This window comes from Epilithonimonas sp. UC225_85 (assembly GCF_042695135.1).
Classification (GTDB): Bacteria; Bacteroidota; Bacteroidia; order Flavobacteriales; family Weeksellaceae; genus Epilithonimonas.
Genome location: NZ_CP170547.1, coordinates 2,597,328 through 2,610,700, shown reverse-complemented (window position 1 = coordinate 2,610,700; position 13,373 = coordinate 2,597,328). Strand labels below are relative to the sequence as shown.

Here is a 13,373-nt window from a genome sequence, read left to right as displayed (position 1 = left end):
ATTATTTCAAATTTTCTAAAAGTTAAATTCAAATTTGTTAAAGTTTTAATAAAATTATCAATAATAAAAAATTGTGGATTAATATTTGGTAACATTACAATACATCAAACATTAAAAATAAACTATTATGTCAACTAATCTTATCGACTTAATCAAAGGTCAGCTCGGACCTTCAACGGTTTCTCAGTCTGCAACTCAACTTGGAGAAAGTGAATCAGGAATTTCAAAAGCTATTTCTGCTCTACTACCAGCTGTGATTGGGGGATTTGCAAACAGCAATACACAATCCGAACTTTTCAGTACAGTAAAGGATGCTGCATCTTCAGGAGTATTATCTAATCTGCTTGGAAATCTTAGCGGAAGTGATTCTGTAATTTCAAAGATTTTAAGCTTAATATTCGGAGATGGCGATAAGCTTGCCGCGATCACAAGTGCTGTTTCTTCTTATGCAGGAATTAAAACTGAATCTACAAATTCATTATTAAATCTAGTAACCGGAGCAACCGCAGGAACTTTAGGGAAATATGCTGTAGAAAATAACTTAGATGCTTCTTCTTTCGGAACGTTATTAAGTGATCAGAAAGGACTTCTGACTTCACTTTTACCGGCAGGTTTTAGTTTTGCATCTTTAGGATTGGGAAATTGGTTTGGATCAGTAGATGCTGAACCTATAAATGTGGTTCCGGAACCTTTACAAACGCCAATTGCAGACTTGAATCCGGTAACGCCTGTTACAGAAAATCCTGTTATCAGCGAAACGTCTAAACCAGTTGTAACCGAAACGCCTAAAATAGATGTTACCAGAAGTGGAACGACTCACGAGATCGTTTCTGATAACTCTGGCAGCAGCATCTGGAAATGGCTGTTACCATTGCTTTTATTATTACTATTAGGTTGGTTTTTCTGGAAACAATGTGATAAAAAAGTAGAACCGGTTCCTGTAGCAACAGTAGATTCTACAACGGTTGTAAAAGATTCCGTTGCTCCATCTGGAGATTCCGTTATTACAACAAGAGAAACAATGGTTGTGACTTTACCAAGTGGAAAAACACTGCAAGCTTACAAAGGTGGTATTGAAGATCAAATCGTTGCTTTCCTGAAATCTGACGAATATAAAAACTCTACAGAAGATCAATTAAAAGAAAGATGGTTCAATTTTGATAATCTGAATTTCGAATTTGGAACAACAAAATTAACACCGGAATCTCAAGTTCAGTTAGATAATTTGAAAATGATTTTGGCTGAATTTCCAGACGCTAAAATTAAAATCGGAGCTTACACGGATAAAAAAGGTGATGCTAACACGAATCTTAAATTATCCGGAGACAGAGCATCAGCTGTAAAATCTGCACTTAGCTCTGCTCAGGTATTGGAAGCAGAAGGTTACGGATCCAAATTTGCAAAAGTTCCGGCAGAAGCTACAGACAAAGAAAGAGAATCTGACAGAAAAACATCTATCAGATTTACCAAATAAATTATTTTATATCAAATATAAACTGCCAAGTAAATTGGCAGTTTTTTTATTGTTAATTTGCGAGTTAAGTATAGTATAACTATTTTTGTTAGTCTAATCTAACAATTTTAAATCATTGAGTCAAGCAGATCATAATACTGGCTGGAGAAAAGAGAAGAGTTCGAATTCTCTTCATGAGGTTTTCTCGAGCGTACATATCCCTAAAGACGGGAGTTTCAAAAAAAAATTACTGGCCTATATGGGACCGGGACTATTGGTGGCCGTTGGATATATGGATCCGGGAAACTGGGCGACAGATATTGCAGGTGGTGCACAGTTCGGTTATACTTTGCTATCAGTTATTTTAATTTCAAATTTATTTGCCATTCTTTTGCAGCATTTGTCTGTAAAGTTAGGGGTTGTTGCCGAACGGGATTTGGCACAAGCGTGTAAAGATCATTTTCATCCGGCTGTCAATTTTGTTCTTTGGATTTTCTGCGAAATAGCAATTGCTGCCTGTGATCTCGCTGAAGTTATCGGATCTGCGATTGCACTTAACCTGTTATTTGGAATTCCGCTGAGTGTTGGCGTTGTGATTACCATTATTGATGTCTTTTTGATCTTATTCCTGCAGTCAAGAGGTTTCCGGTATATAGAAAGCATTGTCGGCGGTTTGATTTTCATTATTTTCATAGCTTTCTTTTATGAGATTTTCCTTAGCAAGCCAGATATATTTCCTTTGTTAAAAGGTTTGATTCCGAAAAAAGAAATCATCACCAATCCATCTATGTTATATATTGCTATTGGAATTTTGGGTGCAACAGTAATGCCTCATAATCTTTACCTCCACAGCAGTATTGTACAAACCAGAAATTATCCAAGAACGACAGAAGGAAAAAAAGAAGCGCTGAAATTTGCAAGCATTGACAGCAGTCTTTCCCTAATGCTGGCTTTTGTAATCAATGCTGCAATTCTGATTATTGCTGCGGCAACTTTCCATACTTCTGGAAATAAAGATGTGGCTGATATCAATGATGCTTATAAGCTTTTGACACCGCTTTTGGGAACAACCCTGGCAAGTATATTTTTTGGAATTGCGTTGCTGGCTTCCGGGCAGAATTCTACCTTGACAGGAACACTCGCCGGACAGATCGTGATGGAAGGATTCCTTAATATCAGATTAAAACCTTGGGTAAGGAGATTGATAACCAGAACTATTGCCATTATTCCAGCTTTGATTATTTCAATTATTTATGGTGAAAACGGGACGGCACAGTTATTGGTTTTCAGTCAGGTAGTATTGTCTATGCAATTGAGTTTTGCCGTTGTTCCATTGGTAATGTTTACCAACAGCAAAGCTAAGATGGGGGAGTTTGCCAACAAAATGTGGCTCAAAATTCTGGCATTTGTCATTAGTGCAATCATTATCGTATTAAATCTTTATCTTTTATTTCAAACTTTTTTCTAGATGCTTAGAATCAGAATCGTTTCCTTTTTATTATTAAGCCTGTCAATTTTTGTTTCTGGACAAGACAAGATTGAACTTGACAGACCTGATCAGACGGAAACGCCATTTGTAGTACCTAAGAATTTTTTTCAGTTTGAAAGTGGTTTTTTATCCGAGAAAACAGCCAACGGCGAAATGCATTACGTAATTCCAAGCGTGCTGTGGAAATACGGAATCAATGGGAATACCGAATTAAGGCTTATCACGGAGATCTCTTCTGAAACCGGTATTACTAAACTTGAACCTATAAAAGTCGGTTTTAAAACAAGCCTTTTTGAACCAAAAGGTATTATTCCGAAAACATCATTTATTGGACATCTGGAAATTGCTAAAGACGATTCTGAAAACACAAGACTTATTCCTTCTTTTCGTTTTGTTTTTCAAAATGACCTCTCCGAAAGTGTAGATTTAGGGTACAATCTGGGAATGGAATGGGACGAAGATATGCAGGAAGATTATATTTATACTTTGACCGTTGGTAAATCCTTTACAAAGAAATTGCGTGGTTACGTAGAATTATATGGTTTTATGAGTCACTATCATACTGCTGATAACCGAATAGATAGTGGAATTATTTATCTGGTTAATAATGATTTTGCTTTAGACTTTTCTCTGGGAAACGGGTTGTCTCATATTTCATCAAAACATTTTTTCTCATTCGGGATCTCTCACAGATTTGATCTGAAAAAGCATTCGTGATTTTAAATAATAGAAATTATAAAAATAATGCCCTTGAACTAAGAAGTTAAGGGCATATATTTTATTTGAATTACGACTAATTAGCTTATCCCAACTTCTTGGAATCTGCCACAAATTGAGCCAGACCTGAATCTGTAAGCGGATGATTTAATAAATTAAGAATCGATGGAAGTGGAGACGTAATAACATCTGCTCCGATTTTTGCACAATTGATGATATGCATAGGACTTCTGATGGATGCTGCCAAAATCTCCGTTTCGAAATGATAGTTGTCAAAAATAAGACGAATTTCTTCTATAAGGTTAAGGCCATCTACAGAAATGTCATCCAGTCTTCCTAAAAAAGGAGAGACATAAGTTGCTCCTGCTTTGGCTGCCAAAAGAGCTTGTCCTGCTGAGAAAATAAGTGTACAGTTGGTTTTAACACCTTTATCAGAAAAATATTTTAATGCTTTGATGCCGTCTTTTATCATTGGGATCTTCACCACGATTCTCTCGTGAAGAGCTGCCAGTTCATCTCCCTCTTTGATCATTTCTTCGTAAGTTGTAGAAAGAACTTCTGCAGAAACATCGCCGTCTGAGATGTTACAAATGTCAACATAATGTTTGTTAATCGCTTCTTTGCCAGAGATCCCTTCTTTTGCCATAAGTGAAGGATTGGTTGTAACACCATCCAGAATCCCAAGATCTTGTGCTTCTTTGATCTGCGCTAAGTTGGCAGTGTCTATAAAAAATTTCATATATAGATTTTTATAAGTTTTTGAAAAATTTATTCGCAAATATACATTTTTACTTTACTACATAAAAATGCAAAAAAAAGAAGCCCGAAGGCTTCCTTATATTATTTCATTGCAGTTTCTTTTGCTTTGAATTCGTTGTATTTAGCAGTGTTTTGTGTTGTCATATACATTCCTTTCAGAAGGCTTACGACTTCTTTATTGGTTGGATATGTCTCGTACATTTTTTCTGCGTAAGGCAAGGCTTTCTGGAATCTTGCTCTTCTTTGTTCAAGAACTTTGTTGGCAGCATCGATTTTCCCTGCTTTTTTAAGATCTCTGTATTCATTAATGGCAACTTCATCTTCACCTAGAATAACAAATACAAGATTGTTAAGTGCATTAGGATATTTTGGATCGATCTCTACCAGTTTTTTGTATGTAGCTTCTGCTTCTGCATTTTTTGAAGGATCTTTACTTAGCATTACCCCAAGGTTATAAAGACTTTCTTTATCAGTCGGATTCTTGGCAATCTTCGCTTTCAGATTGTTTACAAACTCATCTGTTTTACCGGATTTGAAATAAGAATTGCTTTGAACCTGAGCAAGCGATTGATTGTTTGGGAATTTTTTCAATCCTTCATCAGCAAGAGCAGATGCTTCATCATACTTTTGCTGCTCGAATAAAAGACTTGCAGTTATTTCGTAAAGCTCTTCTTGTTTGCTAGGTGTTTTTTCTGCTTTGAAATCCGAATAACCCGCGCCATCCGGTGTTTTTTTATAAAGATCAAAAGCTGCTTTGTCTAGTTTTTCTACATTACCGGTCTTGGTGTTTTTTGCAGTATAATTGGTTTCAATTCCTGTATAACCAGATTTAATCAAAGAATTCAGAATGTCAACAGCTTTAGCTTTATTGTTAGCCGATTGAGCATAAGCAACACCAGCATAATAAAGATAAGTTTTGTCATCCTGACCTGCTGCTTTGAAAAGATAATAGGTCTCTGCAAATTTTTCTCCGGCAACATCAAAGTTTTTACTGTTGTAGCTGCTTGTAGCTGCTTCATTTGCTTTTCTGAGAAGTGGATCTATCGAACTTCTAAGCTTATCACCAAGCGCAGGCGAATATTTATCTTGTTTTAAAGATAATCCAGCTCCAAATTTATCTGCAGCATCTTTCCCTACAAAATAAACTTTGTTTTTTTCAGCATCTTTTCCTGTATAGATTGCTTCTGTTCCAAGATTCGCAATTTTTGCAAGATATTCTGCGCCTTCTGTATTTTTTCCGGCTTTCAATAATGAAAATCCTTTTGCATAATAATATTGCTCAAGAACGGAAGGTTCCAACAAATAAGTTTTGTCGCCAAAAATACCTTCTGCTTTTGATATTTCTGAATTTGCAGTTGGAAGATCTCCTGAATCAACTGCTTTTACAGCGTTAGCGATTTCTTTTTTCTGTGCATTCATCAATGTTACAGATAAAACTGCTAAACTTAAAATTAATCTTTTCATATGTTAATTTTTATTGTTCTTATTGTCATATGTTATCGCAAGCGATTTCATATTATTTTTAACTTTTATTATTCTTTGTCTTCGGTTTCGTCAGTATTTTCAGAAGCATTTTGATCGTCGGTATTTTCTGTTTCCTCCAATTCATCTTCTTCAATAACTTTATTTTCGCCTCCTTTTTGAGGTTTTAATTTGAATTCCGGATTGTTGCTGTCGTTTTCTGCAGTTTCTTCACCTTCTTCTTCTACGACTTCCTTGTCCATTTCTACTTTTGCAATGGCTGCAATTTCGTCGCTGGATTTGAGGTTAATGACTTTCACACCCTGAGTATTTCTACCCATGACACGCATTTCGTTCATATTCATTCGGATAGCAACACCGGATTTGTTGATAATCATCAATCCGTCTTCGTCTGTTACGCTTTGAATAGCGATTAGGTTTCCGGTTTTTTCAGTAATATTAAGAGTGATAACACCTTTTCCACCACGATTCGTTACACGGTAATCTTCAACGGCCGTTCTTTTTCCATAACCTCTTTCAGAAACAACTAATACAGTATCATTTTCCAGATCATTAACAACAATCATTCCGATAACTTCGTCTTTATCCTCAAGCGAAATTCCTCTCACACCAATAGATCCTCTACCGACAGCTCTGGCTTTTTCTTCAGGGAAACGGATACATTTTCCATTTTTTGTAGCGATCATAATTTCAGAATTTCCGTCTGTCAATTTTGCGCCCAAAAGCTGGTCATTATCACGGATCTCGATGGCGTTTACACCATTTGTTCTTGGTCTGGAGTAAGCTTCCAAAGATGTTTTCTTGATGGTTCCGTTTTTGGTAATCATCACAACATTCATTTGGTTGATATATTCCTGATTCTTAAGATCTTTGGTTCTGATGTAAGCCTTGATCTTATCGTCCTGTTCTATATTAATTAGGTTTTGGACAGCTCTTCCTTTCGCAGTTTTAGATCCTTCCGGAACTTCGAAAACCCTTAGCCAGAAACATTTTCCTTTTTCGGTAAAGAATAAAAGATATTCGTGGTTGGTTGCTGTAACAATATATTCTAAGAAATCCTCGTCTCTTGTCGTTGCAGCTCTGTTTCCAACGCCGCCTCTGGATTGTACTTTATATTCGGAAAGAAGTGTTCTTTTGATGTAACCAGCGTGAGAAATCGTCAAAACAACTTTTTCATCCGGGATCATATCCTCAATAGAGAATTCTCCACCAGTATAATCGATTTCCGAACGCCTCTCGTCGCCATATTTTTCTTTGATTTCAAGAAGCTCAGTTTTGATAATCTCATAACGTCTTGGCTCATTCGTCAAAATATCTTCCAGGTCTTTTATTAAGGCCATGATTTCTTCATACTCAGCACGGATCTTGTCCAATTCCATTCCGGTAAGACGAGCCAGACGAAGATCAAGAACTGCCTGAGCCTGGATTTCGGAAAGTTCGAATTCCTCAATCAAACCTTCTTTTGCAGCTTGTGGATTAGCACTGTGACGGATGATTGCAATCGCTCTGTCAAGAGAATCCTGAGTTCCGATTACTTTCATAAAGCCTTCAAGAATGTGGGCTCTTTCCTGTGCTTTTCTCAGTTCGTATTTTGTTCTTCTTACAATAACTTCGTGACGGTGATCTACGAAATGCAGAATCATATCCTTCACATTCAGCTGTACAGGTCTTCCTTTAACTAAGGCAATGTTATTAACTGAAAATGAAGTCTGTAAAGAAGTATATTTATATAAAAGGTTTAATACAACATTTGGTATTGCATCATTCTTAAGTTCATAAACGATACGCATTCCGTTTCTGTCAGATTCATCACGGATCTCATAGATTCCGGGAAGTTTGTCATCTTTTACCAATTCAGCGGTTCTGGCAATCATCTCTGCTTTGTTGACTTGGTAAGGAATTTCTGTCACGATGATCGCATTTCTGTTTCCGATCTCTTCAAAATTGATTTTCGCTCTCAATACGATACGTCCTCTTCCTGTGTGGAAAGCATCACGAACACCGTCGTAACCATAAATAATTCCGCCTGTCGGGAAATCCGGAGCAATGATATGCTTCATCAGCTCATCGACTGAGATCTCCTTATCATCAATATAGGCACAAATTGCATCAATACTTTCGGATAAATTGTGGGGCGCCATATTCGTTGCCATACCAACTGCGATTCCGGAAGCACCGTTTACCAAAAGGTTTGGGATTCTGGTAGGAAGAACCGTTGGTTCCGTCATACTGTCATCAAAGTTATTCTGGAAATCAACTGTTTCTTTATCAAGATCGGCAAGGATCTCGTCTGATATTTTTTTAAGTCTTGCTTCGGTGTAACGCATTGCTGCCGGCGGATCACCGTCCATAGAACCAAAGTTACCCTGTCCGTCAACCATCTGATAACGCAGACTCCAAGGCTGAGCCATTCTTACCATTGCGTCATAAACAGAGCTGTCGCCGTGCGGGTGATATTTACCTAAAACGTCTCCGACAATTCTCGCAGATTTCAAATGTTTTCTGTTAGAAAAGACATTCAGACCGTACATACCGTAAAGCACTCTTCTGTGAACGGGTTTCAGTCCGTCTCTTACATCCGGCAAAGCTCTTGATACAATTACTGACATCGAGTAATCGATGTAAGAGGTTCTCATCTCGTCAACAATGTTGATTGGTATTAACCTTTCTCCTTCCTTATGCATAAATATTTTTTAATTTATTGTAAATCAGAATCTTAAAATGCATTCTGATGCTTCAAGTTTTTCTGTTTTTTATAACGGGCTAATTTACAAAAAAAATACGATTTTTGCATTCTGAATTTATCAACATTAATCATAAAAAAATATAAAAAATGAGCATCCTTAGTATTACATTTCATACAATCGAAAATAAAATTGAAGAATGGGATCTCTATGTGGAAAATGATCTGCATCAGATGGTGGAAAATCTTTTGGATGTGGAGCAGTATATCCTTTCCGAAGTTCAATCTGACATGGTAAGCGAAGGGAAAAATACCAATCTGTTTCTTGTTTTTGATAATGACGAAATGAGAAATCAGTTTATGGAAAGCGAACTGGTGAACCTCGAGGAAAGAATTGCACAAAGATTTGGATCGACAGTGATGATTTTTCCAACTTTCCTTGATCCTAAAAAGAAAAGATTTTAAAATATAATTCGGATAACTAAAAGTATTTCTCTCGCAGATTTAGCAAATTTTGCAGATTATTTTATATAAATCTGCTTGATCTGCCAAATCTGCGAGATTTTCTATTTTAAAGTTTTGCGGAAGATCAGTCAGATGTTCTCAAAGACTTTTAATTTTGTAGGAATAATTTTTGGAGTTACTTTGTAGCTCCTTTATTTTATAATTTATGTTCGACAAACAACAGCGAAAATTTAAACGTTCTGCCAGACTAATATCAGTTCTCAGTAAGTACGGCTTTAAAGATCTGATTGCAAGAATGGGAAAAAAACCTGAGGAAAATTCTGCGCAGTCTGATGAAATCATCTCCAAAGGAACCGTTTACGAAAGGATCAGGATGGTTTTGGAAGAGTTGGGTCCAACGTTTGTGAAGCTTGGGCAAACCTTCAGTAATCGGGAAGATTTGCTTCCGCCGGAATTGATTCAGGAGTTGCAAAAACTTCAGGATCGGGTGGAAGTTGTTGATATGAATGTAAATGAAATTTTAGAGAATGAATTCAATATCTATATCAAAGAGCATTTCTCGGAAATTATTTCAAAACCTTTGGCAACAGCTTCTATTGCGCAGGTTTACAAAGCTACTTTGATAACTGGTGAAGCGGTTATTTTAAAAATTAAAAAGCCGGATGTTTTAAGTGTTATCGAGGATGATTTGCTTCTGATAAAGGACTTAGTGAAGTTGATTTCAACCTATTCTGAAATTGGCGCAAAATTAAATTTAAAACAAGCCATAGCCACCTTCGAAAAGTCTTTGCTGGAGGAAGTTTCTTTGGTCAGTGAACGTAATAACATCAAACAGTTCGCTTTAAATTTCAAAAATAATAAAGAAACCTATGTTCCGATTGTCTATGACGAATTTTCAAATAATAATGTCCTTTGTATGGAGTTTATTGATGGAATCAAAGTCACGGACAAAGCTGAACTTTTAAATCATAATATTGATCCGGTTAAGATTTCGGAAGTTGGTTTGAGGCTTTTCGTTTCTCAGATTTTGGATTACGGTTTTTTCCACGCCGATCCTCACGCCGGAAATATTTTGGTGAAGAAAGATGGGCGAGTGGTCTTCATTGATTTTGGTGCTGTCGGGAAAATCCAGCCGAATGATAAGGAGATTTTGGAGAATCTGATTATTGCTTTTGTAGCTAAAAATTCTAATAAAATCGTAAGATCTTTGAAAAAAATGGCGGTCAGTTACGAGATTCCCGATGAGAGAAGATTTGAAAATGATGTGGAGGAGGTTCTGAATTTCGTTCACAGCACCTCACTGAAAGACATTGATCCGCATATTATCATTAATAAAATGAAAGATGTTTTGAAGGACAATCAGCTTTATATGCCGGATTATTTTTATCTGTTATTTAAAGGCATTGGTCTGATAGAAGGCGTTGGGAGAACGATCAATCCTGATCTGGATATCGTCAAAAGCCTTCATCCTTACACCAAAAAAATCCTGACGAGAAAGATCAGTCCAAAAAAGCTATTCAAAAACGGAATGGACAGAATGATGAATTTCACAGATAATGTAGATGAAATTCCGAAAGAACTTAGATCAGTTTTGCAGAAACTGGATGATAATAAATTTACCATTTCGAGTGAAATCAAAAATATTGAGAAAACCAACAATCTCATCAAATCAAGTATTGTCAATCTCATTTTAGCGATGATTTTAGGAGCAAATATTATTGCGACAGCCATTGTTTTCGTTTCAGAATCCGAGCCAAGAATTGGAGAGATGTCTTTGGTTGCGGTTTTGGGATTTGTATTCTCAGTAGTACTCGTTATTATTCTTTTGTTAAGAGTTACGAGAAAATAATTTTTTAGTCTCGCAGATTGAGCAGATTTTACATAATAAATCTTTGAGATTAGCCTGATCTATGAGAAATTATTTTTAAATAGTTATCCAAAACACTTGTTTTGATACCTATTAATTATATTCAAATAAATACCTTAAATTTGCACCACATTTTTAGACGAAATATAATTAATTAAAGCACTCAATACGGAGTGCAACACAAAACATTTTATGAGTATACCTCAAGCAATTACAGAAACGGTCATTCTTGCAGACGGCAGAGAGATCACAATTGAAACAGGAAAATTGGCAAAACAGGCTGATGGATCCGTAGTAGTAAAAATGGGTGGAACAATGCTTTTAGCAACTGTTGTAGCCAGCAAAGAAGCAAAAGATGGCGTAGATTTTCTACCCTTAACAGTAGATTACAGAGAAAAATTCTACGCAGGTGGAAAAATTCCCGGAAACTTTTTCAGAAGAGAAGCTAGACCATCCGACCAGGAAATCTTGACGATGCGTTTGGTGGACAGAGTTCTTAGACCATTATTCCCTGAGGATTTCCACGCGGAAGTTCAGGTAATGATTTCATTAATTTCTTACGATGGACAATCCATTCCGGATGATTTGGCAGGTTTTGCAGCTTCTGCAGCGATTGCGATCACAGATATCCCTTTCAACGGACCAATGTCTGAAGTAAGAGTGGTAAGAATTGACGGGAAACTTTCTGTTAATCCAAAATTAGAAGACCTTAAGATCGCTGACCTTGATATTATGGTTGGTGCAACGAAAGATTCTATCGTCATGGTAGAAGGCGAGATGAAGGAAATCTCTGAAGCAGAAATGCTGGAGGCTATCCAATTTGCTCACGTTGAAATTAAGAAACAAGTTGAAGCTCAGGAGAGATTGGCTGAAAAAGTAGGAAAATCTTTCCCAAAAAGAGAATACAGCCACGAGAATCACGATGAAGCGATCCGTGAAAAAGTCTGGAAAGAAACTTACGATAAAGTATATGAAGTAGCGAAATCACCTTCCAGCAAAGAAGAAAGAGGTGAAAAATTCAAAGCGGTGCGTGAAGAATTTTTAGCTCAATATGTTGATAATGCAGAAGAATTGGAAAGAGTAACACCTTTCGTAAAAGTATATTACCACGATGTTGAGAAAGAAGCGATGCGTCAGATGATCTTGAATGATAAGATTCGTCTTGATGGTCGTGATCCTCAAACCATCCGTCCGATCTGGAGCGAGATCGATTATTTACCGGGAGCACACGGTTCTGCCATCTTTACAAGAGGGGAAACTCAATCTTTGACGGCTGTAACTCTAGGTTCAGTGAAAGATGCAAATATGGTTGACAGCGTGATGATCAACTATGACGAGAGATTCTTCCTACATTATAACTTCCCACCATTCTCAACTGGTGAAGCTCGTCCTTTGAGAGGAACTTCAAGAAGAGAAGTTGGTCACGGAAACCTGGCTCAAAGAGCTTTGGCGAATATGATCCCGGAAGAAAATCCTTACACCATCCGTATTGTTTCTGATATTTTGGAATCCAACGGTTCATCTTCTATGGCAACTGTTTGTGCAGGAACTTTAGCATTGATGGATGCGGGTGTTCAAATCAAGAAACCAGTTTCCGGAATCGCAATGGGATTGGTAACTGATGTAAAATCAGGGAAATTCACAGTGCTTTCTGATATCTTGGGTGATGAAGATCACCTGGGAGATATGGACTTCAAAGTTACAGGAACCGCAGACGGAATCACGGCTTGCCAGATGGACATAAAAATCCAGGGATTGTCTATGGACATTATGGAAAAAGCCCTTCTACAAGCCAGAGACGGAAGATTGCATATCCTTGATAAATTAAATGAAACGATCTCTGCACCAAGAGAAGACGTGAAACCTCACGCTCCGAAAATGGTAATGCTAGAGATCTCTAAAGATTTCATTGGTGCGGTTATCGGACCTGGTGGAAAGATCATTCAGCAGATGCAGAAAGATACAGATACGGTTATCGCCATCGAAGAAGTTGGAGAGATCGGTAGAATCGAAATTTCCGGTGTCAGCAGAGAGAAAATCAACGAGGCGATTGCGAAGATCAACGAGATCACTTTTGTACCGACTGTAGGTGAAGTTTACCAAGGTAAAGTTGTGAAAGTAATGGATTTCGGGGCATTTGTAGCGATTGCTAAGGGAACTGAAGGATTACTTCACATCTCTGAAATCGAGTGGGCGCGTCTTGATAAAGTGCCTTACAACGAAGGCGATTCTGTTGAGGTGAAATTTATGGGTTATGATGACCGTAAAAAAATGAAACTTTCCAGAAAAGTATTGTTGCCAAGACCAGAAAGACCGGCACCGAAACCAAGAAATGAAGGAAATGTAAATCCTGAAGGCAGAGACCAACCGGGAGAACACAAACCTTTGAACGAAGCTTAAAATTAAGTCTTAATTATATTGAATCCCCCGAGTTTTCGGGGGATTTTTTTGTGGGGAA

Annotated in this window: 9 protein-coding genes; 6 read left to right on the top strand and 3 right to left on the bottom strand. The window is 37.2% G+C overall.

The features are described from left to right. Positions 1–127 precede the first annotated feature (127 nt). The 3 genes from ACFJGY_RS12000 (at position 128) to ACFJGY_RS11990 (ending at position 3,659) form a co-directional block, all read left to right on the top strand. A complete protein-coding gene (locus ACFJGY_RS12000; protein WP_379964205.1) occupies positions 128–1,474 on the top strand; it encodes a DUF937 domain-containing protein in 1,347 nt (448 codons plus the stop codon). A gap of 115 nt (positions 1,475–1,589) precedes the next feature. Then, entirely contained in the window at positions 1,590–2,921 is a 1,332-nt protein-coding gene (locus tag ACFJGY_RS11995) for an Nramp family divalent metal transporter (protein ID WP_379964203.1), read from the top strand. Further along, positions 2,922–3,659 carry a transporter gene (locus tag ACFJGY_RS11990; RefSeq protein WP_379964201.1) on the top strand — a complete coding sequence of 246 codons (738 nt, stop codon included), beginning with the start codon at positions 2,922–2,924 and terminating at the stop codon, positions 3,657–3,659. A gap of 85 nt (positions 3,660–3,744) precedes the next feature. On the opposite strand, the gene fsa is transcribed toward ACFJGY_RS11990, so the two are convergent. The 3 genes from fsa to gyrA all read right to left on the bottom strand — a co-directional run bounded on the left by fsa (position 3,745) and on the right by gyrA (position 8,584). Continuing rightward, entirely contained in the window at positions 3,745–4,398 is a 654-nt protein-coding gene (gene fsa / locus ACFJGY_RS11985; protein WP_379964199.1) for a fructose-6-phosphate aldolase, read from the bottom strand. 101 nt (positions 4,399–4,499) lie between these two features. Beyond that, on the bottom strand, positions 4,500–5,882 hold the full coding sequence (locus ACFJGY_RS11980) for a hypothetical protein (protein ID WP_379964197.1): 1,383 nt from the start codon (positions 5,880–5,882) through the stop codon (positions 4,500–4,502). Between the two features lie 68 nt (positions 5,883–5,950). Next, entirely contained in the window at positions 5,951–8,584 is a 2,634-nt protein-coding gene (gyrA, locus tag ACFJGY_RS11975) for a DNA gyrase subunit A (protein WP_379964195.1), read from the bottom strand. A gap of 149 nt (positions 8,585–8,733) precedes the next feature. Between gyrA and ACFJGY_RS11970 the strand changes: the two genes are divergently transcribed. From ACFJGY_RS11970 to ACFJGY_RS11960, 3 genes are all read left to right on the top strand, one after another. After that, positions 8,734–9,048 carry a DUF4286 family protein gene (locus ACFJGY_RS11970; RefSeq protein WP_379964193.1) on the top strand — a complete coding sequence of 105 codons (315 nt, stop codon included), beginning with the start codon at positions 8,734–8,736 and terminating at the stop codon, positions 9,046–9,048. 205 nt (positions 9,049–9,253) lie between these two features. Beyond that, a complete protein-coding gene (locus ACFJGY_RS11965) occupies positions 9,254–10,897 on the top strand; it encodes an ABC1 kinase family protein (protein ID WP_379964191.1) in 1,644 nt (547 codons plus the stop codon). Positions 10,898–11,107: 210 nt separating this feature from the next. Next, positions 11,108–13,315 carry a polyribonucleotide nucleotidyltransferase gene (locus tag ACFJGY_RS11960; RefSeq protein ID WP_379964189.1) on the top strand — a complete coding sequence of 736 codons (2,208 nt, stop codon included), beginning with the start codon at positions 11,108–11,110 and terminating at the stop codon, positions 13,313–13,315. The last annotated feature ends 58 nt before the right edge of the window (positions 13,316–13,373 follow it).

Bases quoted from the DNA above. Each gene is read 5' to 3' on its own strand.
- ACFJGY_RS11980 (WP_379964197.1), bottom strand. From the start codon at position 5,882: ATGAAAAGATTAATTTTAAGTTTAGCAGTTTTATCTGTAACATTGATG.
- ACFJGY_RS11960 (WP_379964189.1), top strand. From the start codon at position 11,108: ATGAGTATACCTCAAGCAATTACAGAAACGGTCATTCTTGCAGACGGC.
- ACFJGY_RS11970 (WP_379964193.1), top strand. From the start codon at position 8,734: ATGAGCATCCTTAGTATTACATTTCATACAATCGAAAATAAAATTGAA.
- ACFJGY_RS11965 (WP_379964191.1), top strand. From the start codon at position 9,254: ATGTTCGACAAACAACAGCGAAAATTTAAACGTTCTGCCAGACTAATA.
- ACFJGY_RS12000 (WP_379964205.1), top strand. From the start codon at position 128: ATGTCAACTAATCTTATCGACTTAATCAAAGGTCAGCTCGGACCTTCA.
- ACFJGY_RS11990 (WP_379964201.1), top strand. From the start codon at position 2,922: ATGCTTAGAATCAGAATCGTTTCCTTTTTATTATTAAGCCTGTCAATT.
- fsa (WP_379964199.1), bottom strand. From the start codon at position 4,398: ATGAAATTTTTTATAGACACTGCCAACTTAGCGCAGATCAAAGAAGCA.
- gyrA (WP_379964195.1), bottom strand. From the start codon at position 8,584: ATGCATAAGGAAGGAGAAAGGTTAATACCAATCAACATTGTTGACGAG.